We start from the raw sequence: 25,368 nt of genomic DNA, 5'->3' as shown, positions 1-25,368 counted from the left end.
AGCTGCATCGGAAGCATAAGCTATCCCCGGATTTTCCCCTTATAATGGGGATTCATAAAATCTGGGGATAACAGCGATCGGAAGGTTATTCTTTCATCGGAGTGTCCAGTGTAAATATTATTTAGTTCAATTTATATATTGGACAATGATGAGAGTGAGGTGGGCGATATCGTTTGGTGGAAAGAGAGTGTGGTATACCAGATTTATCCGAGCAGCTTTAAAGATTCGGACGGGGATGGATATGGCGACTTGCAGGGAATCTATGAGAAGCTCGATTATTTGGAGAATTTAGGCGTAGATGTGATCTGGCTCTGTCCCATTTACGATTCACCAGGACATGATAACGGATATGATATCCGGGATTACTACGGCATTTTACGTAAGTATGGGACGATGGAGGATTTTGATCGATTATTGGCAGAGGCACACAAGCGTGGTCTCAAGATCATGATGGACCTGGTACTGAATCATACGTCGGATGAACATGCGTGGTTTGCTGAATCGCGTTCATCAAAGATAAATCCGAAACGGGATTATTATATTTGGCGTTCAGGCAAAAATGGTCAGGTGCCGAATAACTGGGAGTCCTATTTTGGAGGTTCGGTGTGGAAGCATGATCCCGAGACAAATGAGTATTATCTGCATCTGTATTCGGAACAGCAACCGGATCTCAACTGGAACAATGCACAGATGGCAGAAGAGATGTATGAGATGGTGCATTGGTGGCTGGAAAAAGGGGTCGACGGATTCCGTTTCGATGCAGTAGCGCATATCGCCAAGGCAGAGGGTCTGCCAAGTGCCCACAATCCGGATAATCTGCCGGTGGTTCCAGCGTATCAGCTCTTTTCCAACCTGGAACAGGTACACTCGATTTTGAAGAAACTGAATAACGTGATCCTGAAACCTTACGGACCCATGACGGTTGGCGAGACTTCCGGACTTGGGCCTGAGCAGGCCTTGGCTTATGTGGGGACGGATCGTGATGAACTTAATATGGTATTCCAGTTTGAGCATATGTTTATCGATGCCAAATCCTCCGGAATTGGTAAATGGAACTATAAGGAATGGAAATTGACAGATCTCAAAGAAATCATGAGCCGGTGGCAAACAGTTTTACATGGTAGAGGCTGGAACGCCAATTATATGGGCAACCATGATCAGCCACGTCCGGTTTCCCGTTTTGGTGATGACGGTAAATATCGGGTGCGTTCTGCTCAAATGCTGGCGACATGGATGCTTACACTCGAAGGGACCCCCTACATCTATCAAGGAGAAGAGATCGGCATGACCAATGTCGCTTTTCAGGATATCGAACAATACCGGGACATTGAGACCAAAAATTATTACAATCATTACATTGGTCAAGGTAAGTCGAAGCACGAAGTCATGCAGGCGATCTGGCTGAAGAGCCGCGATAATGCCCGCACGCCGATGCAATGGAATGAGACGGAACACGCAGGGTTTACCCAGGGGCAGCCGTGGATTCAGGTGAATGATAATTATCCTGAGATTAATGTGGCTGATGCCGAAAGTGATCCGCAATCCATTTTGCATTATTACCGTAAGTTAATTGCGCTTCGCAAACAACATAAAGTGCTTATCTATGGCGCATATGAGCTGTTACTGCCGGATGATCCGGATATCTATGCCTATACCCGAACGCTGGAAGATGAGCAGATGCTGGTCATTCTGAATTTCCGTGGCCATGAACCTGAGATGCACTGGCCGGAAGGCTGGGATTCCGAGCATGCCAAACTGATCATTAGCAACGTAAGCAGACGTTATTCTACCGATGAAGGTGCCATTCAGCTTCAGCCGTATGAGGCAAGGGTATATCGTAAGCAGCGGTGACACGGAGGCTAGCGTAATTTTGCGTTGGTGAAGAGCTATGATTTATAATGAATAGTGGTTTCAAAATAATCAAAACATATGTCGGGAGGAATCCAAGTTGTTGAATATTACGTTCCACGGTCACTCCAGTGTACAGCTGGGCACAGAAGAGAAGTCTCTGATCATTGATCCCTTCCTGCGTGGCAACGAGCTTGCTGTCACGAAGCCTGAAGATATTAAGACCGATGTTGTGTTGCTGACACATGCACATATGGATCACATCCTCGATGCTGAACCTATTGCCAAAGCGAATAACGCCAAAGTTGTCGCTATTGTGGAATTGGCTACATATATGTCCTGGAAAGGTCTGGACACGCTCGGCATGAACATGGGCGGAACGGTGGATCTTGGCTTTGCTCAAGCTAAAATGATCCAGGCGTTCCATACTTCCGGGATTGTGCTGGAAGAAGAACAACGGATCATGTATGCAGGTTTGCCTGCTGGATATATCATTACTATTGGTGGCAAAACGATTTTGCATGCCGGAGACACAAGTCTCTTCGGGGATATGAAAATGATTGGTGATCGCCATAATATTGATGTAGCTTTCTTGCCGATCGGTGGACATTTCACTATGGGACCTGAGGATGCGCTACAGGCGGCGGAATGGTTCAATGCCAAACTGACGATTCCGGTCCATTATGATACATTCCCGGTGATTCGTCAGGATGCAGAACACTTCGTGCAACAACTGGCTGCAAAAGGGTTGGAAGGCCGTGTGCTGGCCCCGGGAGAATCTATTACCCTGTGATGCACATTTAACCCTTGTTCAATAATAAATGGATTGATGGATAAAGACGAATATCACGTCAAGATAACTGACGCGATATTCGTTTTTTTCGGTTTTAGGTTCAATTTTCACCAATAGAGTTGGTACAAATGACAAAAACATTGAAATTCCATTGTTGAACTCCCTTTTAGAATGATATAAAAAGTTACACGGAAACCAAACGGAAATCCGAATTGACCGCAAACAGGGGGAGCGTTCATGTCATTTATGAAATCATTATTTTTTCAAATTATTGTAGCGGTAATCATCGGGATTGGTGTAGGCATCCTGTGGCCGGATCTGGGTAGCTTGCTGCAACCGCTCGGAACAGGTTTCATCAAATTGATCAAGATGATCATCGCACCACTGATATTCATGGTGATTGTCACAGGCATTGCCAAGATCGGTGATCTGAAGTCGGTAGGTCGCATCGGGCTGAAAGCCATCGTGTGGTTCGAGATTGCAACTACAGTGGCGCTGGTACTTGGATTAGGGACAGCCAATCTGCTTCGCCCAGGTGCCGGAATGAATGTGGACCCTTCAACCATAGATGCAAGTGGCATTGAAGCAAAAACCAATGGTTCCGAGTTGCCACATACGGTAGATTTTATCATGAATATTATTCCGACGAGTGTTGTGGATGCTTTTGCACAGAATGCGCTACTGCAAGTACTGCTCGTAGCCTGTCTGTTCGGGGTTGCACTGGCAGCAACAGAGAGTAAAGCGAAAGAAAATGTACTGACGCTGATTGAGAACCTGCTCGGAATTGTGTTCCGCATCATCGGTTATATCATGAAACTCGCGCCAATTGGTGCATTTGGAGCCATGGCTTACACGGTAGGTGCCTATGGGGCTTCCACATTATCGTCCTTTGGCCTGCTAATTCTGGCCTGTTACGGCGCAGCGCTGCTGTTTCTTGTCATGCTGGCATTGGCTGCCTGGTGGATTACCGGGCTAAATTTCCTGCAATTTGTGAAATATACCCGTTCTGAAGTGATGCTGGCAATTGGAACCGGATCATCAGAAGTGGTGATGCCACGCATGATGGACAAACTAACCAAGGCGGGTTGTGATCGTGCGGTTGTGGGGCTTGTGGTACCGACGGGGTACTCGTTTAATCTGGATGGCGCTTCAATCTATTTATCGTTGGCCACGGTTTTTGTTGCTCAGGCCGTAGGCATTGAACTGACATTGATGCAGCAAATTACGATTTTGCTGGTGTTGATGTTAAGTTCCAAAGGCATGGCAGGAGTACCTGGCTCCGCATTCCTGGCCCTGTCCGCAACGGCAGTGGCTGTCAATGCTTTTCCGGTAGCAGCGGTTGCTCTGCTGCTTGGTGCAGATCGATTCATGGATACAATGCGTGTATTCACAAACCTGATGGGCAACTGTGTCGCAGCATTTGTGGTTGCAAAATGGGAAGGTCTGCTGGATCAGAAGCGAATGCGTGCCGTACTCTCTGGTGAGATCAGTGCTGCTGAACTGGAAAGGGAAGAACAGGCTGCACTATCTTTATTGAAGTTAAACATGCAGGAAAAACAAGGGAAAGCCGTAGTTTCACCGGAGATGTCGTAAGAGGCGTGTCTCCGCTGTGGTGATTAAGTGAAGTGACAGCAACTTAAAAATAACAATCCATTACAACAGTAAAAAGACAGTAAAATACATTTAAAATGTTCAACCAAGTTCAACCAAATTAGACCGTCTGTTGCCCACTCCGATCGTGGGAAGAACAGACGGTTTCTTGTTGTCCCAATACAGATATCATTGGGTTCACGAACGCAGGTTCCAAAATAAATGTTACAGAGGAAAGATTTATGGGGAATGTGTAGAAGAGGCGAAGAATATACATATTATAGTTTCAACTTGTATATACATGTTTACTTATGTAATATAGATATGAAGTTAACCGAGAACATCACATGAGAGCATTACAATTTATTGGAGGCGTTAACATGAGTTCTAAAAACACCACTCCGTCATCTTGGTGGAAGACATCAACGGTGTATCAGGTATATCCGAAGAGTTTTAATGATACAACGGGATCGGGTACTGGAGATATTCGTGGATTAACCGAGAAGCTTGATTATTTGCAGCATCTGGGTATCGATATTGTGTGGTTGCAGCCGGTATATGTATCCCCGCAGCATGATAATGGATATGACGTAGCGGACTATTACCGAATTAATCCGGATTATGGGACGATGGAGGATTTTGACGAACTGCTGAAAGGTCTGAAGGCTCGTGATATGAAACTGATGATTGATATCGTGGTGAATCACTCCTCGACCGATCATGAGTGGTTCCAGCAATCCCGTTCTTCCAAGGATAATCCGTATCGGGATTATTATATTTGGAAAGATCCTGCCCCGGATGGCGGTGTGCCAAACAACTGGCAATCGAAGTTCGGTGGACCCGCTTGGCAGTATGATGAACAAACGGGACAATATTTCCTGACTTTATTTGATAAAACGCAGGCAGATCTGAATTGGGAGAATGAAGAAGTACGCAAAGCTGTACGGGATATGATCAAGTTCTGGGCGGATAAGGGTGTGGACGGTTTCCGTATGGACGTGATTAACCTGATCTCCAAAGACCAGCGGTTCCCTGATGATGATGGAAGCGTGTCACCGGGTGATGGACGCAAATACTACACGGATGGACCACGTGTGCATGAGTACATCACCGAGATGTACGATGAAGTATTTGGGCCTTACAACATGGTGACGGTAGGCGAGATGTCCTCGACAACACTGGAACATTGTATCCAATATTCGAACCCGGCTTCCCGGGAGTTTTCGATGACGTTTAACTTCCATCACCTGAAAGTGGATTATCCGAATGGTCAGAAGTGGGAACTGATGCCGTATGATTTTGAAGCGATGAAGCAGCTCTTCAGTGAGTGGCAGACAGGCATGCAGGCCGGTGGAGGTTGGAACGCGCTGTTCCTTAATAACCATGATCAGCCGCGGGCGCTATCCCGATTCGCCGATGATGGTGATTATCGTGCCGAGAGTGCGAAGATGCTTGCAACAACGATACACGGAATGCAAGGTACACCTTATGTCTACCAGGGTGAAGAGATCGGAATGCCCAATCCAGTCTGGAATGACGTTAGTGAGTTCCGCGATATTGAATCAACGAACATGTACCGCCTGCTTCAGGAAGAACGAGGTAAATCCGCTGAAGAAGCTTTCAACATTGTAAAAGAGCGTTCCCGGGACAACTCCCGAACACCGATGCAGTGGAATGGAAGTAAGAACGCCGGATTTACTACCGGAACACCTTGGCTGAAGGTGGATGAGCGGTATCCTTCCATTCACGTGGAACAGCAGCTGGCTGATCCAGATTCGATCTACTACCACTACCGCAAATTGATTGCCCTGCGTAAACAGGTTAACGTGCTGATCAACGGTCTGTATGAACGATTGGACGATGCACACCCGGATGTATTCGCGTACGCACGGACCAATGGAAATGAAACCCTGATTGTTGTATCCAACTTCAGTAAACGAGACGTCACGTTCTCGCTTCCGGAAGCGGTCTGGAATGATCACATTGCAGGCAAATCAGCAGAGTTACTCATAGGAAATACGGAGGCAGCCCCTGCGCTGACGCAGGAAATCTCTCTCAGTCCTTATGCATCCTATATGTGGCTTGTGCCACAACAGGACTAATCACATTTTATAAATAGGAAGTGACACTATGGCAATCGATAAAAAACAGGTTGAGGAGATCGTCCGGGCAGTCGGTGGCAAAGAGAATATTGAAGCTGCAACACACTGTGTTACACGACTCCGGTTTGCCTTGTACGATGAGAGTAAAGTGGATACTGAAAGTCTGGATCAGAATGATCTGGTCAAAGGACAGTTCTCTTCCCAAGGACAATTCCAGGTCGTTATTGGGCCTGGTCTGGTGGATAAAGTCTATGATGAGATGATTCAGATTACCGGGGGAGATCGTTCTTCCAAAGATGATGTGAAGGCGGTTGCTGGTAAAAAGCAAAATCCAATTCAGCGAGCGATCAAAACACTCTCGGATATTTTCATTCCGATCTTGCCTGCAATCATTACGGCAGGTCTTTTGCTCGGAATTAACAATATTCTGACAGGTCCAGGCATTTTCTTTGATGGAAAATCACTGGTAGATGTCTATCCAGCCTGGAAGGATCTTGCGTCCATTATTAATACGATCGCAAGTACAGCCTTCACGTTCCTGCCGGCTCTAATTGGTTGGGCAGCTGTAAAAAGGTTCGGCGGCAGTCCGCTGCTCGGGATCGTGCTGGGTCTCATTCTGGTACATCCCGATCTGCTGAGTGCATATGGTTACGCTGATGCTGTGAATAATGGCACGGTGCCAACATGGAATCTGTTCGGTTGGGAGATTGAGAAGATCGGTTATCAAGGGCAGGTTCTGCCAGTACTGGTATCGGCCTATCTGCTTGCGAAGATGGAAATTTTCCTGAATAAAAGGGTACATGATTCGATCAAACTGCTGGTCGTTGCACCAGTTACGTTGCTGATTACCGGATTCCTGGCATTTACGATTATTGGACCGGTTACATTTGCTATTGCAAATGCAATTACATCCGGCTTGATCTATGTATACGATTCATACGCGGCGCTGGGTGGTTTGATCTACGGTGGTCTGTACGCTTTGCTCGTTATCACCGGTATGCATCACACGTTCCTCGCGGTGGATGTTCAGCTCATTGGTAGTCAGGGCGGTACGTTCCTGTGGCCGATGCTGGCATTGTCCAATATCGCACAGGGTTCGGCTGCACTTGCGATGATGCTTGTCCTGCGTGAGAAGAAAATGAGAGGACTTGCGGCAACGTCCTCGGTATCGGCCTTCCTCGGGGTAACTGAGCCGGCGATCTTCGGAGTGAATATCCGTTACCGTTATCCGTTTATCTTTGGTATGGTCGGTTCCGCAATTGGTGGTGTGCTGCTGACGATGAATAATGTTCAGGCAACCTCCATCGGTGTAGGTGGCGTACCGGGATTCCTGTCGATTTTCCCTAACAAATGGGGCGTCTTCTTCATCGGCATGGCGATTGTCCTTGTTGTACCATTTGTACTGACCGTCCTTTTTGGCAGAGCCAAACTGAGAAAAGAAGATCGTAGTGCAAGCAATGAAACCATTAATGAGCCTAAAGCGGCTACATCGCAGTCTGCTTCGGGCGTTACCTCTTCAACTGCTCCAAACCAGCGCACACGTAGTGCAGCTCAAGTAGGGCACGAAGCAGTGAATACACTTGAAATCATGGCGCCATTAACAGGTCAGGCTGTGTCACTGGAGCAAGTACCTGATCCGGCTTTTGCCGAGAAACAGATGGGTGAAGGTGTAGCGATTGAACCTTCCGGCAACCTGGTTGTTGCCCCGTTTGATGCTCAGGTAGCTCATGTGATCAAAAGTAAACATGCGGTGATTCTTGAACACGCAAGTGGATTACAAGTTCTGATCCATGTCGGTATTAATACGGTATCCCTCAAAGGTGAAGGCTTCAACATGTATGTGGAAGCTGGCGAGCATGTAAAGGCTGGACAAAAACTGTTGGAGTTTGATCGTAAGGTAATTGAAGATGCGGGATACCCGCTGATTACACCGATTATCATTCCAGATGGTCAGGATATGGTTGAACGGGTGGAAGTCACCACAGGTGATGTTACATCTAATCAAAATGGTGTGTTGAAGGTTCATCTGAAAGGTTAATTGAATACAACAACAAGAAGGGGCTGCATGATGCGCAGCTCCTTTTTGTTGTATGATCGTTATTTTCATGATGATCATGGTAAACTGTATATAAATTGGAAGAATCACATTTTTAAAATAATGGTGGTTGGAAAGGTTCTTCTGACAAAGCAAGCTTCAGGCATGTTCGAGTCGTGGCGTTCATATGGTGGAGAAAGAGATCCTAGTCAATCGATGAGGAGGAGAGCCATGACACGTATTGCGGTGATGGTCATTCATGGGCTGGGTATGCGGAAGGATGGGTACGCGGACAGGCTGATTGCTTGTTTGCATAAGGAATTGGACAAGGTGATGGTCTTGCCTGGAGCCTCCAAACAGATGCTGGATATCGAACCTGTATATTGGGCGGATGTATTTGAGGAGCGGGAAGAGGCGCTCTTTCAACAGCTCGTCAGCTCTCCGGGATTGAACTTTCAGGGGTTGCGCCGATTTGTCATCCATTACCTGGCTGATGCGGTTGCTTATCAACCGGTGGAAAATCAAGGCCATAACTATGATGCCGTACATCGAACGTTGAATCAGGCGATGCATACCCTTGCACAGCGTAATGGATTGGAAGCTCCACTCTGTGTGGTTGCTCATAGTTTGGGTGCCGTAATCGCCAGTAACTTCTTCTACGATCTGCAATATCCGTCCAGTCGTGTTCCTGAAGTTGTGGATGTGAACTCGGCTTTGGAGCGGGGTGACACCCTGACCAATTTTTACTCGTTTGGTACAACCCTGCCCTTATGGAGTTTGCGTTATCATGACTTTAGTTGCCCAATTCAGGTGCCCTCTTCCCATGTGAATCAGTATTATGCCGGGCTGGAAGGGGAGTGGGTGAACTTCTACGATCGGGATGATATTCTGGGTTATCCGTTACGCCCCATTGATCCTGCTTATGAGAAAGCGGTCAAAGAAGACATTGAAGTGAACTCTGGCGGCGTGGCTATGAGTTGGAATCCGCTAAGTCATGGGGGGTATTTTTCCAATCGAAGCATGAATCGGAGAATTGCTCAGGGGCTTGCTCGAACCTGGACCTGGATAAATCGATCATAATATCAGAGGTAGTTCAAAAAGTCCGCTTTTGATTACGAAGGATGCCTAATGGCATCATCAGCATCGAATATGGAATTCAGCCGAAATGTCCGTTGCTCACGTAGCTCTATCTACGCTCCGCTACTCCATTTCTAGCTTCATCCCATCTTCTTGGTACTGAAAACCGGTCTTTTTGAACACATATTGTAAGTTTTATAATTAGGAGGGACTATGTATGGAATGCAGGACAGGCTGTGCCGCATGTTGTATCGCGATTTCCATATCATCACCGATACCGGGCATGGCCCATGGCAAGCCGGCAGGTGTACGTTGTGTGCAGCTTACGGATGATAATCGCTGCGGAATTTTTGGTCAAAAAGATCGTCCTGCGGTATGCAGCGGATTGCAAGCTGAGGAAGAGATGTGTGGTAGCACCGATCAGGAAGCATTTGATATTCTAACCTGGTTGGAGCAAGAAACTGCACCGAAGGTAATATGAGTAGGTTGTTTTAATGAATTGGGATAATTATACTTAATATGGAAGAAGGTTGATCAGAGAGAGGAGACGCGAATACAATGGGGCTTGTTAAACGTTTTGTATTGGTAGTTGTGAATATGATCGGAGAGTTATGGATGGGATTTTACCGACGTAACTCGGATTATTATGACCATCAGACTTCGGAGTCCAAAAGTAAGATTGGCTATTATGCATTTATTATTGGGGCAACAGTGGTTACGGTGGGCATTGTAGGCTGGATGTACAACCGAATTTATTCATAAGTAGTCATTATGCTTAAAATTGAATGAGGCCAAATGTTGAAGATGAGTGTGTACAAATAAAAGAGAGTATCCGCAGGATGTGACATCAAATGGATACTCTCTTTGGCATGGGATCAGGTAGGAATATGATCATTGAGGATAGGGCTTAGCTTTCTTTTCTTTCAACATATGTACAAGAATCATCTTCAGTACGGAAGAGACGATGAAGAAAATAAATAGAATCCGAAACAATTGATACCCGGATACAACCGAAAGATCGGCATTCACTTCATGTGCCATGATACTCATCTGATCCATCCCGCCAGGGGCCATACTGAGTAGTGAGGTTGCCGCAGAGAGGGAGAACACATTCATTAACAGATAACTCAATCCAAGCGCACCAACAATGAGCAGTACACTACTCATCACCGCTAGCGTGACTGTCTGTGTCTTGCGTTGCAACTGTTCCGGCTTGAGCATCAGTCCAACGTGACTGCCAATCATCAATTGCGATACGTTTAAGAGGGAGGTTGGCAGACTGGGTGTGTGCAGCGCTGTGCTTAATTGAACGACACACATAACAATCATGGGACCCAACATAAAGGCCGTCGGAAATCGGAGTTTGCGTGCAACCCATGCACCCGCTACACAGAGCGGAGCATAGAGAAGAATCTCAGGGAAAAGGGTACCCCATGTTGCTACGTCAATGAAAGGCTGATCTGTTCCACCACCTACAGTACCTCCAATCCAAGGACTAAATAGCAGGAACGGAACACAGAAGACAATCATGATCAGCCGAGTCACCTGCAAAAAAGTAACCAGCGTCAGATTGATGGATTTCATCTCTTCTGCAAGGGACACCATCTGGGACAGCCCTCCTGGAATACTGCCAACCAGCAGGGAGGGAAAATCAAAATCGGTTACCTTTGAAGCGATGTAGGCTGTAATTACACACAATGCAATTAACAGCAAGGTCATCAGCAGCATCATGGGAAGTTGTTGCAGGATGCCTTGCAGTGCCTCTTCTGTTAAGGTGAGACCAATTGAATAACCAACAATGAGAATGCCATAGTCCCGTATGGAGGCAGGCCACATGAGCGGCCATTTGGCAACTTGGGAACCAAGCAGCATGAATACCATTGGCCCGAGCAACCACGGGATCGGTGTACGAATGACTGTGAACAGCAATCCGCCAAGAACAGAGACACCCAGACTAAGAAAAAACCGAAAGACAACGTTGGAACCGAGCTTATGCATCAGTTCCATCCGTTTAGCCTACCGGTTGAATGAGGTGGTATGAGATTCAGGTATACATTCAGGTGTAATGAAAGATTCATGTTCATGTGTGATCACTCCTGATGATGAGATACGTTGCGTTATCTGCGGAACAACCAGGCTACTTCTGTTCAACTCATTAAGATCCTGCGATAGCCGTAGCGGAAGGTTTAGGTTCTCTGAACATTACAAAGTACATCAGTGATGAAATAACGTATAGACAGCCTGTGATGCTGAATGTGATTGCATAACCCCAATACGTTCCGTACGTGGTGACCAGATAGGATTGGACAGGTCCCATGGTAGCCCAACCGATCATGAACGAGGTCTGCATCAGTGAATTGGCAATGCCGCGGCGTTTGTCAGAGATCCGATCCACCAGTATGGCTGAATGAATGGGATTGGCTGCGTTCATCAATGCTTGTCTGAACAAGAAACTGAGCGAAGCGATGAACAACAGATTGGTGAAGCCTGTTAATAGAAGGAAGGGCAACGACATGACCTGGAAAATGACAACGGCTCTTACGCTTCCGACCTTTGCCGCGAGGGTAGGACCAATCAGCATGGATACAATCGTCATAATCTGACCAAGTGCAATTAGTAAGCTCATTCCGCTCAGAGAAACCGAGAACCGATTGGTGAAATACAGATTCAGATACGGTACAACCAGTCCGGAACCTAATCCAATTAACAACTGAGTCACTATAAACTGACCAATCAGTCGGGAATCTTTTTTCTTCGTGATCGAATCGTCCGTGCTTGACGTATTCGTTGAACTTTCTTTTAGATCCGAATCGGGTTGAAGAACGGGTTGCCCCGGAATTGTTGTCTGCGGAGCGGCCTTGCCTTCGGTTACAAATAACAGTGGAATAAATGCAGCCAGTGTTGCTGCACCGCCGACAAACAAAACGGTTTGCAATCCGGTCACTTTGGCGAGTCCTGCCGTATGTAACAAATCTGCGAATACACCGCCGCCCAGGCTACCAAGCACCTGGGAAGCGAGCACAAGGGATGAATAATAACTGAACATTTTCAGCCGCTGGCTTTTCTTGACGTTTTCCGCCAGATAAGGAATGGCCAGTACTTGGAATACCCCAGCGAAAAGGCCAGAAAATACCGCGAACCAAATCAGTCCTGTAGCCGAATAATCGAAGGAGCGTCCGATCAGAAAGATTCCGCTGAATAACGCCCCGGTAATGAGTAATCGCTTGCGGCTGAACAGATCACCGCATAGACCGATAGGAACAAACATAATGGCTGTTGCGAGTGATTGAATACTTACAATCTGGCCGTTCATTGTATCATTATAGCCCAGCCCCTGAATGTACAGATTGTACAAGACAGAGAACATGCCATTTCCGATCTGATACAGAATGCTAGCCAGGAAAAACAGTTGAATATTGCGGGACCAGCCGCGAATTTCATCATGAATATGTTGTAAAACTCTCAAGTGGTTCCCCCCAGTCTGCCTGTGCAGTGATTCCAGTTTAACAGGAAAGGGGAATTTGCGGAAGAATTGACCACTGTTTATTTTGGTTCAGGGGCATCAATCACACGAGCAATGACGAATCCATCGTAACCTTTGCTACCAACCGTTTGCAATGCTGTAGCTTCAAGCCGAGGGTGATCCGCGATCAACTGCAGGAATGATCGAACGCCTTGAACTCTAGGGTCTGTGCTGTCTGTGCGGATCACTTCACCGTCCCTGACGATATTATCACCAATTATAAGACTCCCCGGCCGAGTCAGTCGCAGGGCCCATCTCAGATAATCGGGATTACTCGGTTTGTCAGCATCGATGAAGATCATATCAAATGGTTCCCTGTATTCTTCCTGAACATCGGGAAGGGTGGTTAGGGCAGGACCAACTCTCAGGTCAACCTTGTGCATCAGTCCTGCTCGTGTGAGATTGGCTCGGGCCAAGTCTGCATGATGTGATTCCGATTCCAGTGAGACGATGCGTCCGTGTTCAGGCAGTGCTCTTGCCATCCAGATGGTACTGTACCCACCCAATGTGCCGATTTCAAGTACACGGGATGCACCTTGGATTTGCAGCAGGAGCTGAAGTAACTTTCCTTGATTTGGTGTTACGTCATGAGCAGGGAGTCCAGCTTCGGCATTGCTTTGCAGTGTATGTTCCAGCAGGGAATCTGATGGAATCAGCAGATCATTCATGTAATCGTCGACTTGAGTCCAGGTATGCTGTAGGTTGGTCGTATTTATATTTTTCATCTTCACATGTTCCTTTCCTTGTTTCATGTATTGGATTTCATATTTCAACTATAGATGGAGTAGATATATAAATAAAATATATATTATGTATGTTAATATAAATTTAGATTATGTAATTGACGTGGAAGAGGTGTAAACATGAATCTGCATGGATTACGATTATTTCATGCCATCGTGAGATATGGCGGGGTCACTCGTGCCGCAGAGGAACTGAATATTAGTCAGCCTGCGGTATCTTCTCAGGTGAAGAAGTTTGAACGTGAATTAGGAATCCAGCTTTTTGTTTCGGAGGGAAGAAGACTGGTGCTTACGGATGCGGGGTTACAGTTAACAGGATATGCGGAACGTCTGTTCATGCTGGAGCAGGATGTCGAGAATTTTGTGCAGGATTTTCGGGAGGGCAAGAAAGGACTAATCCGTCTTACGGCAACCTACTTGCCTTCGAATTTTCTGTTGCCTGGCTGGATTGCGCGGTTTAAGCAAATGCACGAGGATGTGGAGATTGTTGTGAGCACAACCAACACCCGGATGGCTTTTGACCAGTTGCTTCGTTATGAGGCAGAGATTGCAGTGTATGGTGGAAGTGGCATTACACATGCAGGTGTGCAATGGGATGAATTGTTTGACGATGAGATGTGGTTTGTTGTGCACCCTGACCATCCGTATGCGGGAAAAGAAATCGAGCTGCATGAGATGATGGCAGAGCCGTTCATCATGCGCGAAGAAGGCAGTGCCACACGTGAGCGACTCGTTTCCCTTTGCACTACAAATAACCTGGCCGCTCCCCGCATTGCGCTTCAGTTCAACGGGCTGAACGAAACGATCAGTGCGGTGAAGGCAGGTTATGGGGCCAACTTTATATCTTCTTTGGTTGTGAACGAAGATGTGCAGCAAGGCAGGCTGGCACGTGTGTTTGTTCGAGGTGTACAGCTGAGAAATACGGTTGCCGTATGTACACGAGCCGGGGAGGTATTATCGCCTGCTGCACAGCATCTGGTCAAGCTTATCCGCCAAGAAGCTGCTTTGATGAAATAAATAGCGTGGTTGTACTTAAAACAACTTAAAATACGTGTTCAAAAAGACCAGTTTTCAGTACCCTAAAGCGGATTTTTGAACATCCTCTTGAAAATGAATAGGTTCTTTTTAACTATTAACTTTCGCTTTGTTGTGAAGTTCCCCATGCATGTAATCGGGCGTATAGGGTTACGCCGCCAATGATCAGGACAGGAATCCAGACTGCAATCAAGGGCACACGGTGGAATAACAATGCGGCTGCAATGACGCCGATCAAATAGATGACAACAGCACCTGCACGAAGGTAGGAGTCTGTGGACAAGGCTTTGGCTAACGATCGGATATTGGCATGTCGCAGCTTTTTGAGGATGCTTACGGTATCTTCAACCACAGCGGCCAAATTATTGGTGAGTACGGTTGTTGAGATGCCAGCAATTCCAATGCGGCGTGCCGCAGTTGTTTGCATCCCCATTGCAACGGCTAGGATGACAATTAACAGATAAGACAGTTGTTCTGAAAATGGACTAATCATAGCGATCGCGAACAGCAGGAGCAATATGCTTTCAACAGTAAATACAGCTGTGACCTTGGAAGACCAGCCATTTTTGGTCTGCACATGTCCGACCATATGTGCTGCAATGGCATTGCCAGCAATAAAACCAATGAGAGCAAGCAATGACCGCAGCACAACAAATTCCTGAGCACGGGCAATGGCAATACCGAGCAGTACAATATTTCCCGTCATATTGGCTGTGAGCACATGCCCCAGTCCCAGATATCCGATCAGATCTACCATTCCGGCAGACATGCAGAGAAGCAGCATGGCGTATTTTTGGAGGGTACTTTGATTCATCCTATCCGTCCTTTCAAAAAAAACGTAGCCCCTCTAGTATACAGCCATAACCCATGCTTCTTCAAAATGAATTCATAGCGCAAGACTTAAGGTGCAGCGAGCCAATCAAACATATTGTTCACTGCTGACTCATGTATTTTCTCGTGAAAATGATGATCCTGCCCGCCATAAGCGTGAAATGTGACGTCTGCACCTCGGCGCTTAAGCCAGTGATACATTCGGGTTCCGTGACTGTAATTCACCTGTGTATCTGATGTACCATGCATGATTAACACGGGACAAGATAGTTTGTTTGCTTTTGACAAGGGAGAACGGGCGAGATAAGCTTCCGGAACTGCGCGTGGGGAGCCACCCAGCACACGTTTCAATGTGCGCCTCAGGTCGGTTCGCTCATGGTAAGTGCGTTCCACATCGGCGACACCGCTCCAAAGAACTAACTTATGTACTTTGTCCGGTCCCTCATTATAGGTAGTTGCGGTATGTACAGCATTAATGGCTCCACGGGAGAACCCCATTAACGATATCCGAGTCGGGTCGACAAAAGGTAAACGCTGGATCAACCGATAAGCGGCATGCACATCTTCGGCATCTCTTCCGCCATACTCGTCACGACCCTCACCGCCTTCGTTGCCACGATAGGATGGGGCGAACACGATATAACCTTTATGTACAAATTGCTCAAGCCAAACAGTATTTACCCCGCCATAGCTGCCAAGTCCGCCGCGACAATAGATCAGCACAGGCCACTGTTCCTGTGTGTGAGCGATATCATGCATTTTTGCAGCAGGGTAATGGCTGGCGAGTGGTTGCAAATGTAGAGATGTATGTATGGAAGCGAATTCCGGAAAGGCAGAGGAGACAGAGCTGGGATGAGAAGTTTCATATGTTGTGATATCAGTTAATGAACAACCTTGTGGCAGGTATAAATAAGCTTTAACTCGAAGTGTATCGGATGAATATGTCACTTGATAGAGCAGTAAAATCCACCTCTTTTATTAATAATTGCGGGCCAAATAACAGGCATGCTTCTATAGGATGCGCGTAAAATAAGTTCCCATACCTTCCAGGCTGAATCGCCAGCCCGAATGTAAGAAATTCGTTTATTGGCTCCATATGATTTATAATGGTTCAGGAGGCATATGCATTGACCGCTGTCCTCATTTTTATAAAACTAATTTTAGTGTGCAGAAAGAAAGGGAGAAAGCTATGATGAACGCTCCACATCCAATTGATCAATTCAAGAAATTCAAATATGAAATTACCAGATTTATGATGATCTATAAATTTGCTCTGGATCAAATGGAGACCAAGATTGAAGTCCTGAAGGAAGAATTCCAGTCTTTGCATGATTACAGTCCAATTGAGCATACAAAGTCCAGACTGAAATCACCTGAGAGCATTATGAACAAGATGTTCCGCAAAAATCATGAGTTAACATTTGAGAGCATCAAGCAAAATATCAAGGATATCGCCGGGGTACGGATTACATGTTCCTTTATCTCGGATATCTATCGCATTAAGGATATGCTGTGCAACCAGAGTGATCTGCGTGTACTGGAGGTCAAAGACTACATCGAGAATCCAAAGCCAAACGGCTACCAAAGCCTTCACCTTCTGGTGGAAGTGCCTGTGTACATGTCCAATGGTGAAGAACGAGCATGTGTGGAGATCCAGATCCGTACAATCGCGATGGATTTCTGGGCGAGTCTGGAGCATAAGATTTTTTATAAATACAATAAGGATGTTCCCGAGCATTTGACGAGAGAGTTAAAGAGTGCGGCAGATTCGGCAAATGCACTGGATCAACAGATGGAACGACTTCACCGTGAAATTCAGGAGATCAAGGACGCCGAGAACGAGCGGGATGAAGAAGAACTGCGCCGTATTATTATTAACAATCAACAGTTCACACTGCCGTCCAACCTGCTCAAGCTGCTGGGTAGCGGGGAGTAGTATTTGATGAAAAGTACAACAGCTTCATTGAACACAAACTCCACATCTCGTGTACGGATGGCTTTAATTCTGGGGACACTGTCGGCCTTTGGGCCGTTGTCCCTGGATATGTATTTACCCGCATTGCCCACGCTGGCTGATGAGTTTGGTTCATCTACATCGTATGCCCAACTCAGTCTGACGGCGTGTATGATTGGACTTGCGGTTGGACAGTTGCTTGCCGGACCTCTAAGTGATGTACGTGGTCGGCGAACACCGCTCATTGCAGGGCTTGTGCTCTATACTATCGCCTCCATACTTTGCCTGGTCAGCCCTACGATGGGCTCTTTTGTTGTGCTGCGATTCATTCAGGGTGTAGCTGGAGCGGCAGGGATTGTCATCTCGCGCGCGATCGTCAGAGACGTATATTCGGGCCCGGAACTGACACGGTTCTTCTCTCTGTTAATGCTGATTAACGGCGTAGCCCCGATTGCTGCACCAATCATTGGTGGACAATTGTTGACGTATACGTCGTGGCGCGGCGTATTTATTTTGCTTAGCCTCATCGGAATACTGACGCTGTTGGCTGTCATTTTCGGTCTTGGAGAGACATTACCTTCCAATCGCAGATCAAGCGGGGGATTGAAGCAGACATTAATTACGTTTCGCCAAATCGCAGGGGATCGTCAGTTTATGGGTTATGCGTTGACCCAGGGTTTTGTAGCTGCTGGCATGTTTGCCTACATATCCGGTTCACCTTTTGTGCTTCAGAAATTATACGGGGTATCTCCGCAAATGTTCAGTGTTTGCTTTGCCATAAACGGACTTGGCATTATTCTGGCCAGTCAGGTTGCTGGAAGACTTGCAGGTAAGGTATCTGAAACCCGGCTGTTAATCGCGGGCCTGCTAACCGCGGCGCTCGGAGGAACTTCACTGCTCATCGCCATTCTGGCTGGAGGTAATCTAATCTCTGTACTGATTCCGTTATTTCTGGTGGTATCCAGTGTTGGGTTGGTCAATACCGCGTCCTTTGCCTTGGCGATGGCCAATCAGGAGAAGTCGGCAGGCAGTGCGTCTGCGCTTATTGGTGTGATGACGTTCCTGTTCGGTGGTATTGTCGCTCCCCTCGTAGGTCTCGGGGGAGAAGGCACAGCTGTGCCAATGGGAATCGTTATCGGGTGTGCTGATCTCGGTGCCTTGGTGATTTACTTCCTAATGGTCAGTAGAGGCAGGAAGCGCCAGAACGAACAAGTGTTGAGTTAAATGTACTGATTCTGCACACCTTGCATTTGTGGAGTCTTAATAATGTAAAAGTACATCTGGATAAAAGAACGAACAAGAGCCTCACTTGGAAGGAATCATGCTTCCAAGTGGGGCTCTTGCTGTAGGTAAGGACGGGTTTAGCAGAGTGCAAACAAAATCTGTGTATTGGACAGTATACTTGGCGTGAGGAATGGATAAAAGTACCCCACCACAAAACCAAACAGATTAATCGCAGGCCACATCAGGTAGACATCATTGTATGTGAAGACAAGGGACCATCGGTTGTAGCAAAAGTAGGGCAGCGCACGTTCTTCGTTATCTCGTGGTGCCGCTGTACCAGTCTGTGCAAATTGCACAGCTTGAGTGAGGTTTTGCGGCTGTTGCTGGAGGAAGAGCGGAAGCAGACCCGGGCTGCTTTTGATCAGGTTATATAGAAAAAGCATTTCTGCCGGAGGCTGACCTACCGGACGAGGATAGGCACTAAGCAGGGTGGGCAGATTGCCTTGAGTCAGCTGCGCAGGTACGCCCGGTGCTGTACCCGGGATTGTACCTGGAATGCCTCCGGGGATATATGGACCGGGTCCTCCGCCTGGAATGTATGGAGGATAGGAGCCTTGACCGCCAGGTATACCAGGAAACGTCGGACCACCCGGTGTGCCGCCACCCCCACCTCCTGGGAACAGTGGAGGCAATTGAAATGAACGGTCTTCTCCATAACCTAGATAAGGGTTATATTCGTAATACATGTACAGAACATCCTTCCTGTCGTCGTATTCTGCATTCAGCATATGGCGGCATCCGCCTATATGTGAGTGCCGCCAAGAAGATTGTATATGATCGCCTCGCCACATAATCGAATTGACAACTGAACTGATAACAATTATCATTGTCAATGGAATCGGACAAATGTACATACGGATATTATATGTATCAATAATAGTTTCAATATTTTTGAACGTTGATATCTGTCCCAATACAGCCAATAAGGTTTCCATATTGAAAGGGGATAATAAATTGTTTAAGAGAAATAAAAAGATGATCCTACTTCTGATTACGGTAATGGTCATGTCCATCTGGGTGGCCGCGTGTGGAGCGAAGCCTGCAGAGAACGGAGCAGCAGGAGAGAACGATACAACAACGGAGACAGAGACACAAACAGAAGTCCCGACAGAGCGCACACTAACAGATGCTATGGGACATGAAGTAACCATCCCGGCTAATCCTGAGCGTGTCATCGCGTCTTATCTGGAAGACCATCTCGTTACACTCGGTGTTAAGCCAGCAGCACAGTGGTCCATCAACAACGGCAGTGGTTTGCAGGATTATCTGCAAAACGATCTGAATGGCATACCTGGTATTGCAAGTGACCTACCTTTTGAAGCCATGGCCAGTTTCTCACCAGACCTGATTATTATGGGTTCTGAAAGTACAGTTGAAGGGGAGAAATACGAACAATACAATAAAATTGCCCCTACGTATGTACTCGGAGATGAGGTCAACAAGGATTGGCGTCAGGCTCTGCTCAAGATCGGCGAGCTTCTGAACAAATCGGATGTAGCGCAGAAGGCGCTTGACGATTATGATGCCAAAGCAAAGGATGTCAAAGAAAAAGTAACTGCTGTTACTGGAGGAACAAAATCGGCCGCAGCGTTGTGGTTGTTCAATAACAAGTTTTATGTTGTAAGCAACAATGTTTCCAGTGGTGAAGTGATGTACAACGAACTTGGACTTGCAGAGCCTAATGTTGTGAAGGAAGCATCCGCAAAGGCAACGGGTAACTGGTCTGAGATTTCATTGGAGAAGATCGCGGAAATGGACGCAGACTATCTTTTCCTGGTGAACAGTGACAAGGGAGCAGGCTCAGAAGCGCTGAAAGATGCCGTATGGCAGAGCATCCCTGCTGTAAAGACAGGTAATGTGTTTGAATTTGAAAGCACAAGCAGCTGGTTGTACAGTGGCGTTCAAGCAAATACGCAAATTCTGCAAGATATTCAAAGCAGTATTGTGAAGTAACAACCAAACATATGCGAAACAGTCATTTGAACGCTTTGATGCCATGAGCATCAAGGCGTTTTTTGTTTTTTGAACAGATATGGATATATAATAACGAGGAAGTAACGTAAGTGAACCACGATTAACGTAACATGAGCATGGAAGGGGATATTTACATATGTATACATTGGATCCACGTGAAATAACGGGAAGAGACAATTATAAACTGATGAGTGGTTCGGTGGTACCACGTCCAATCGCTTTTGTGACGACACTTTCAGATGAGAATGGTGTAATTAATGCAGCGCCTTTTAGTTTCTTTAATGTGGTTAGTTCGGACCCACCGCTGTTATCCATATCCATTGCACGTAAAGACGGTACCATGAAAGATACTGCACGTAATGTGCTTGCTCATCAAGAACTGGTCGTGCATATCTGTGATGAAGCAATCATAACAGAAGTGAATGAGACAGCAGCCATACTGGAACCCCACGAAAGTGAGCTAGAGCGGACAAAACTTACTACAGTGCCAAGTACCAAGGTTGCTGTGCCAGGAATTCAGGAAGCACTCATTCGGATGGAGTGTGAGCTGTATCAGCACATTCCCATCACGAATGATGAGGGCAAACCCACGAGCGACTTGCTGCTGGTACGTATTGTACAGTATCATTTCAGCGAACAAGTCTACAATCCGGACAAGGGCTATATCCTGATGGATCATTTGAAACCAGTCAGCCGACTGGCGGGTAATGATTATGCCAAGCTTGGGGAGAGATTCACGGTGATTCGACCTGAATAGTTCTGACAGATCGAATATGTAATAAGGAATGGGTTTAATCCGGTAGCAAAGGCGGACAGCACGTGCGAAACTCGCATATGTTGTCCGCCTTTGCTTGTTAATATGAACATAAACAGGACAGGTAGTGAATAGACTTGTACTATATCCTGCACACATGTCATATGAACCTATTTTATATATAGGTTGTTTAAAAAGCCTACTTTTGAACACGTACGATATAGGAGGTTAAGCCGATGAACCAGCTTGAGGCAACAACTGGGGCAAGTATTATGGGAATAGGAACGGCGTGGCCTGCCCACCGTATTGAGCAAAAGGATGTGTCCGCCCGTCTCGCACAGGCGCTGGAACATGAGCCGGATGCAAGAAGATGGGCGAAGCGAATCTTTAATCAGTGCGGTGTGGAGACTCGTTATACATGTGAACCGAATCTGCTTGAGCCTGTGGAGGCTTGCCGATATTTACCCTTTACTTCTGTGGAGGAAGTCCCGACTACAGCCGAGCGTATGGCAAAATACAAAGCTGCTGCTGTTCCACTTGGTCTGGAAGCGGCCGGACAGGCCCTTCAGGATGCAGACATATCCTCCTCGGAACTTACACATCTCATTACGGTGAGTTGCACGGGGCAATTCCTGCCCGGACTTGATGTTCGGCTGATCCAGCAGCTTGAACTTTCACCGCAGATCAACCGGATTCCACTGGTGTTTCAAGGATGTGCAGCCGGTCTAAAGGCGATCCAACTGGCGAATTCTATTGTAACGACAGATCAGAAGGCTACAGTTCTCATCGTGTGTGTGGAACTATGCACACTTCACTTTCAGCCATCTGCCAAACGGGACGACCTGTATGCCGCATCGTTTTTCGGAGACGGTGCCTCTGCCTGTGTTATTGGTGCGTCCGGAACAGACCGCAATGAATGTTTTCGATTAGGTCGTGGGCAATCAACGCTGCTCCCGGATTGTGCAGAAGAAATGATCTGGGAAGTGGGCAATACAGGTTTTGATCTCTACCTGTCACCACAGATTCCGAAGCTGCTTGGTTTGCATCTCGGTCCAGAGGTAGAGCGGTTGCTGGAGGGTAGCAGTTTACCGGAAATATGGGCGATCCATCCGGGAGGCAGAGGCATCGTGGATGCCGTTCAGAAGCTATATCAGTTGACAGATGAGCAGGTCTCCTACAGCAGAAACATCCTGCGGGATTATGGCAACCTGTCGTCCGTGACGATTTTTTTTGTTCTTCAAGCCATCCGCGAGGATTACAGACAGAAGGAAGAGCATTCCAGTGGGATAGCGCTGGCCTTTGGCCCGGGATTAACAGCAGAGTTACTTCCTTTTACATACATCCCTGCCCCCATAGCGAACAGAACACCTGTGAATCATGGTATCCAATAGTTCGCGAACCCGAGTGAAGGAGACATACACCGCAAGTGTATGAATGTGCTTATGATCTTACCGATGAACATAATCGAATGACTAATCTGATCGCAGAGGAGCTTAGGTATGGGTTATCGCAGACTTGCTGCCTTCATCAGCCGATATCCGCGGTTCATTATTCTCTGCTGGGTATTTATCATCGGGATGTCAGCGGTCTGGGCATATAAGTTACCTGATATTGTTCAAGATCACGGATTAAAACGGGTTCACGGCGATGCTCAAGCAGTTGAAGCTGTTCTGGAGGACGAATTCGGTTCTCCTGCTGATCCGGTTATTCTGGTTTTTGAGAAAAAGGAAAATACCTCGCCTTTACAGTTCCGGCAGTGGATCAAGGATCGTTTGACACAGGTTCAAGTGTTGCCTGAGGTAACATCTATCACGTCCCCTTTGGATGCTGGAGAAAGGGTGACGTTTCAAGACCATAGGGCATATGCCCTTGTGAAAATGGATGTGCCCCCGCATCAGATGGGTCCCCCACTGGAGCAGTTGCGCGCCGTGCTGGCAACAGACGGTCCAGGTACGGTGCAATTGACGGGAAAGGTAGTCGTCCAGCAGGATGTCAATCATCTGAGCTTTCGTGATCTGGAACGGGCAGAGATGGTGGGACTGCCGATTGCCCTGATCGTTTTGTGTTTTGCATTCAGGGGGCTATATGCCGCGTTGATTGCTGTCATGATGGGGATCAGTGCTGTGATTACCGCTATGGGAGTCACGTCACTCCTTGGTTATCATCTGGAATTGTCCAACTTTATCATTAATGTGATTCCCATGGTGGGCATGGCACTGAGCACAGACTTTGCCCTGATCATCCTGAGCAGGTACAGGGAAGAACTTCAGCGGGTGTATGAAGATGAAGGCAAAGCTAACGTTACGGGCAGCAGCCTGGATATGCAGAGCGAGGTTTTGCGGAGCGAGATTCTTCAGCGAACATTACGTACAGCAGGCAGAGCGGTGTTGTTCTCGGCAGCTTGCGTGCTCCTTGGGCTGCTGGGTCTGCTCTGGATCAGACTGCCGATGTTTCTGAGTGTCTCCTTGGGGGCTATTATTGTTCTGCTCCTATCGCTACTGTTAAATGTTACGCTGCTGCCAGCTCTGCTGTCACTGTCTGCGGATCGGGTCTTCAGGCGAAAGTTAGTCCATTTGTTACCCAGAAGCTCGGTCTGGCATAGATGGTCAGCAATGGTCATGAAACGACCAGTCAGTATGGCCATTGGAGGTACCGTTGTGCTGCTTCTGTGCGTCTATCCAGTGACCCGGTTGGAACTGTCTGTCCCGGATGCTTCTTCACTGCCAGAGAGAATGGAGTCCCGCCAGGCAGCAGAGCAGTTGCAATATGATCTGGGGCAAAAGGACACCTCCGCTATCGAGATTCTGATTGGCGGACAGCAGGAACGGTTGACTGCCTCACACTGGCAGATGGCCCACAACAAAGCCCGTCAACTACTGCAGGACTCAGACGTATTGAGCATTGTTTCACCATGGGGCCTATTACAGCCGAATCAAACTGGGTCGCAAAGTCTTTTTCGGATCCCACCTTCGTCGCTCATTCCTTTCATAGAAGGCAAACAGTCAACCAGGACGGCATGGCTGCGTTCAACGGTCTCTGATCATTCCATACGATTGATAGCCACCGTGCACGGGGGGCCTGGTTCGGAACAGGTTGCAGACTGGCTTGAACGAATGAGGAATAGCGATCATGCACCAGGTTCCAACAACGTAAAACTACGTTATGGTGGGGAAGCTGCCAAGCAGTATGAAATAATGCAGGAAGTCACAAGTCAACTGCCCAAAGTGCTGGTATTTGTAGTGGTCACCAATTATCTTGTGTTACTGGCGGCATTCCGATCGATGCTCATTCCAATCAAGGCAATTGTGATGAATCTGCTCAGCTTAGCCGCTTCATTTGGCATATTGGTGTGGGTGTTCAATGAAGGACATCTGGGTATGGAGTCGTCAGCCATTGCCATTATGATTCCTGTATTCATTGCAGGATTGGTGTTTGGCATATCCATGGATTATGGTGTGTTTATGCTGAGCCGTATTCAGGAAGTGTATAGACGAACCGGAGACAGTGATGTGGCTGTCCAACAGGGATTGGCTTCTACAGGCCGTTTGGTTACCTCCGCAGCGGCAATTCTGCTTGCGGTGACCGTGCCGTTTGCTTTTGCTGAAGTCGCAGGTGTGAGGCAGTTAGGGATCGGAATCACGGCAGCGGTGTTGATTGATGTTACGTTGATTCGTCTAATACTGGTACCTGCGCTGATGAAATTAATGGGCAGGTGGAACTGGTGGCTGCCAGGTCAGATAAAATGAAGGGTATTTCCGTAACCTGTCTTCAGGTTGGAGATATCCTTTTTGGCTAGAAATCGTGTGATTCCATTCAAAACAGGCA

General features: G+C 47.2%; 21 protein-coding genes. 15 read left to right on the top strand and 6 right to left on the bottom strand.

All coding sequences use genetic code 11. The features are described 5' to 3' along the window. The first annotated feature begins 159 nt into the window (after positions 1 to 159). The 8 genes from BLS69_RS11005 (at position 160) to BLS69_RS10970 (ending at position 10,207) form a co-directional block, all read left to right on the top strand. Positions 160 to 1,851 (top strand): glycoside hydrolase family 13 protein, encoded by a 1,692-nt coding sequence (locus BLS69_RS11005; RefSeq protein WP_091031396.1) that lies wholly within the window; start codon positions 160 to 162, stop codon positions 1,849 to 1,851. A 97-nt stretch (positions 1,852 to 1,948) separates the two neighbouring features. Next, positions 1,949 to 2,641, top strand: a complete 693-nt coding sequence (locus tag BLS69_RS11000) for a metal-dependent hydrolase (protein WP_091031394.1) — start codon at positions 1,949 to 1,951, stop codon at positions 2,639 to 2,641. 237 nt (positions 2,642 to 2,878) lie between these two features. Next, entirely contained in the window at positions 2,879 to 4,234 is a 1,356-nt protein-coding gene (dctA, locus tag BLS69_RS10995) for a C4-dicarboxylate transporter DctA (protein WP_036670619.1), read from the top strand. Between the two features lie 377 nt (positions 4,235 to 4,611). Continuing rightward, the gene (gene treC, locus BLS69_RS10990) at positions 4,612 to 6,333 is read left to right on the top strand and encodes an alpha,alpha-phosphotrehalase (protein ID WP_091031392.1); all 1,722 of its coding nucleotides are present in this window, start codon (positions 4,612 to 4,614) and stop codon (positions 6,331 to 6,333) included. Between the two features lie 28 nt (positions 6,334 to 6,361). Then, positions 6,362 to 8,371, top strand: coding sequence for a PTS system trehalose-specific EIIBC component (treP, locus tag BLS69_RS10985; RefSeq protein WP_091031390.1), 2,010 nt, complete (start codon positions 6,362 to 6,364; stop codon positions 8,369 to 8,371). 228 nt (positions 8,372 to 8,599) lie between these two features. Beyond that, positions 8,600 to 9,448, top strand: a complete 849-nt coding sequence (locus BLS69_RS10980; protein WP_091034949.1) for a chemotaxis protein — start codon at positions 8,600 to 8,602, stop codon at positions 9,446 to 9,448. Between the two features lie 214 nt (positions 9,449 to 9,662). Continuing rightward, a complete protein-coding gene (locus BLS69_RS10975) occupies positions 9,663 to 9,926 on the top strand; it encodes a YkgJ family cysteine cluster protein (RefSeq protein ID WP_017688873.1) in 264 nt (87 codons plus the stop codon). 77 nt (positions 9,927 to 10,003) lie between these two features. After that, entirely contained in the window at positions 10,004 to 10,207 is a 204-nt protein-coding gene (locus BLS69_RS10970; protein WP_017688872.1) for a hypothetical protein, read from the top strand. A gap of 129 nt (positions 10,208 to 10,336) precedes the next feature. On the opposite strand, the gene BLS69_RS10965 is transcribed toward BLS69_RS10970, so the two are convergent. The 3 genes from BLS69_RS10965 to BLS69_RS10955 form a co-directional block, all read right to left on the bottom strand. Beyond that, positions 10,337 to 11,452: an AbrB family transcriptional regulator gene (locus BLS69_RS10965; RefSeq protein WP_249910937.1), complete on the bottom strand. Its 1,116-nt coding sequence runs from the start codon at positions 11,450 to 11,452 to the stop codon at positions 10,337 to 10,339. Between the two features lie 148 nt (positions 11,453 to 11,600). Then, positions 11,601 to 12,911 (bottom strand): MFS transporter, encoded by a 1,311-nt coding sequence (locus tag BLS69_RS10960; protein ID WP_091031387.1) that lies wholly within the window; start codon positions 12,909 to 12,911, stop codon positions 11,601 to 11,603. Between the two features lie 77 nt (positions 12,912 to 12,988). Further along, a complete protein-coding gene (locus BLS69_RS10955) occupies positions 12,989 to 13,693 on the bottom strand; it encodes an O-methyltransferase (protein ID WP_091034944.1) in 705 nt (234 codons plus the stop codon). Positions 13,694 to 13,831: 138 nt separating this feature from the next. Here BLS69_RS10955 and BLS69_RS10950 point away from each other — a divergent pair, with 138 nt between their 5' ends. Further along, positions 13,832 to 14,728 (top strand): LysR family transcriptional regulator, encoded by an 897-nt coding sequence (locus BLS69_RS10950; protein WP_091031383.1) that lies wholly within the window; start codon positions 13,832 to 13,834, stop codon positions 14,726 to 14,728. A 115-nt stretch (positions 14,729 to 14,843) separates the two neighbouring features. On the opposite strand, the gene BLS69_RS10945 is transcribed toward BLS69_RS10950, so the two are convergent. Together BLS69_RS10945 and BLS69_RS10940 are read right to left on the bottom strand one after the other, a co-directional pair. Further along, positions 14,844 to 15,560 carry a YoaK family protein gene (locus BLS69_RS10945; protein ID WP_091031382.1) on the bottom strand — a complete coding sequence of 239 codons (717 nt, stop codon included), beginning with the start codon at positions 15,558 to 15,560 and terminating at the stop codon, positions 14,844 to 14,846. Between the two features lie 86 nt (positions 15,561 to 15,646). Further along, complete coding sequence (locus tag BLS69_RS10940; protein WP_353959119.1) at positions 15,647 to 16,336, bottom strand: alpha/beta hydrolase family protein; 690 nt, start codon at positions 16,334 to 16,336, stop codon at positions 15,647 to 15,649. Between the two features lie 433 nt (positions 16,337 to 16,769). Between BLS69_RS10940 and BLS69_RS10935 the strand changes: the two genes are divergently transcribed. Together BLS69_RS10935 and BLS69_RS10930 are read left to right on the top strand one after the other, a co-directional pair. Then, entirely contained in the window at positions 16,770 to 17,513 is a 744-nt protein-coding gene (locus BLS69_RS10935) for a GTP pyrophosphokinase (protein ID WP_062834047.1), read from the top strand. Between the two features lie 6 nt (positions 17,514 to 17,519). Continuing rightward, complete coding sequence (locus BLS69_RS10930) at positions 17,520 to 18,755, top strand: multidrug effflux MFS transporter (RefSeq protein WP_091031376.1); 1,236 nt, start codon at positions 17,520 to 17,522, stop codon at positions 18,753 to 18,755. A 137-nt stretch (positions 18,756 to 18,892) separates the two neighbouring features. Here the strand turns inward: BLS69_RS10930 and BLS69_RS32120 are convergent, their stop codons facing one another. After that, positions 18,893 to 19,543: a hypothetical protein gene (locus tag BLS69_RS32120; protein WP_091031374.1), complete on the bottom strand. Its 651-nt coding sequence runs from the start codon at positions 19,541 to 19,543 to the stop codon at positions 18,893 to 18,895. Positions 19,544 to 19,769: 226 nt separating this feature from the next. On the opposite strand from BLS69_RS32120, the gene BLS69_RS10920 reads away from it, so the two are divergent. The 4 genes from BLS69_RS10920 to BLS69_RS10905 all read left to right on the top strand — a co-directional run bounded on the left by BLS69_RS10920 (position 19,770) and on the right by BLS69_RS10905 (position 25,289). Next, positions 19,770 to 20,768 (top strand): ABC transporter substrate-binding protein, encoded by a 999-nt coding sequence (locus tag BLS69_RS10920; protein WP_091031372.1) that lies wholly within the window; start codon positions 19,770 to 19,772, stop codon positions 20,766 to 20,768. Between the two features lie 157 nt (positions 20,769 to 20,925). Beyond that, positions 20,926 to 21,546 carry a flavin reductase family protein gene (locus tag BLS69_RS10915; protein WP_091031370.1) on the top strand — a complete coding sequence of 207 codons (621 nt, stop codon included), beginning with the start codon at positions 20,926 to 20,928 and terminating at the stop codon, positions 21,544 to 21,546. Positions 21,547 to 21,779: 233 nt separating this feature from the next. Beyond that, positions 21,780 to 22,934 carry a type III polyketide synthase gene (locus BLS69_RS10910; protein ID WP_091031368.1) on the top strand — a complete coding sequence of 385 codons (1,155 nt, stop codon included), beginning with the start codon at positions 21,780 to 21,782 and terminating at the stop codon, positions 22,932 to 22,934. 108 nt (positions 22,935 to 23,042) lie between these two features. Next, positions 23,043 to 25,289: an MMPL family transporter gene (locus BLS69_RS10905; protein ID WP_091031366.1), complete on the top strand. Its 2,247-nt coding sequence runs from the start codon at positions 23,043 to 23,045 to the stop codon at positions 25,287 to 25,289. Positions 25,290 to 25,368: the final 79 nt, after the last annotated feature.

Source organism: Paenibacillus sp. CF095 (assembly GCF_900101225.1).
In the GTDB taxonomy this organism is placed as follows: domain Bacteria; phylum Bacillota; class Bacilli; order Paenibacillales; family Paenibacillaceae; genus Paenibacillus.
The sequence above is the reverse complement of the archived record's forward strand: the minus strand, read 5'-3'. Positions and strand labels throughout refer to the sequence as shown.

Coding starts and splice junctions, on each gene's coding strand:
- dctA (WP_036670619.1), top strand. CDS start 2,879: ATGTCATTTATGAAATCATTATTTTTTCAAATTATTGTAGCGGTAATC.
- treC (WP_091031392.1), top strand. CDS start 4,612: ATGAGTTCTAAAAACACCACTCCGTCATCTTGGTGGAAGACATCAACG.
- treP (WP_091031390.1), top strand. CDS start 6,362: ATGGCAATCGATAAAAAACAGGTTGAGGAGATCGTCCGGGCAGTCGGT.
- BLS69_RS10980 (WP_091034949.1), top strand. CDS start 8,600: ATGACACGTATTGCGGTGATGGTCATTCATGGGCTGGGTATGCGGAAG.
- BLS69_RS10975 (WP_017688873.1), top strand. CDS start 9,663: ATGGAATGCAGGACAGGCTGTGCCGCATGTTGTATCGCGATTTCCATA.
- BLS69_RS10970 (WP_017688872.1), top strand. CDS start 10,004: ATGGGGCTTGTTAAACGTTTTGTATTGGTAGTTGTGAATATGATCGGA.
- BLS69_RS10965 (WP_249910937.1), bottom strand. CDS start 11,452: ATGGAACTGATGCATAAGCTCGGTTCCAACGTTGTCTTTCGGTTTTTT.
- BLS69_RS10955 (WP_091034944.1), bottom strand. CDS start 13,693: ATGAAAAATATAAATACGACCAACCTACAGCATACCTGGACTCAAGTC.
- BLS69_RS10950 (WP_091031383.1), top strand. CDS start 13,832: ATGAATCTGCATGGATTACGATTATTTCATGCCATCGTGAGATATGGC.
- BLS69_RS10945 (WP_091031382.1), bottom strand. CDS start 15,560: ATGAATCAAAGTACCCTCCAAAAATACGCCATGCTGCTTCTCTGCATG.
- BLS69_RS10940 (WP_353959119.1), bottom strand. CDS start 16,336: ATGCATGATATCGCTCACACACAGGAACAGTGGCCTGTGCTGATCTAT.
- BLS69_RS10935 (WP_062834047.1), top strand. CDS start 16,770: ATGAACGCTCCACATCCAATTGATCAATTCAAGAAATTCAAATATGAA.
- BLS69_RS10930 (WP_091031376.1), top strand. CDS start 17,520: ATGAAAAGTACAACAGCTTCATTGAACACAAACTCCACATCTCGTGTA.
- BLS69_RS32120 (WP_091031374.1), bottom strand. CDS start 19,543: ATGCTGAATGCAGAATACGACGACAGGAAGGATGTTCTGTACATGTAT.
- BLS69_RS10915 (WP_091031370.1), top strand. CDS start 20,926: ATGTATACATTGGATCCACGTGAAATAACGGGAAGAGACAATTATAAA.
- BLS69_RS10910 (WP_091031368.1), top strand. CDS start 21,780: ATGAACCAGCTTGAGGCAACAACTGGGGCAAGTATTATGGGAATAGGA.
- BLS69_RS10905 (WP_091031366.1), top strand. CDS start 23,043: ATGGGTTATCGCAGACTTGCTGCCTTCATCAGCCGATATCCGCGGTTC.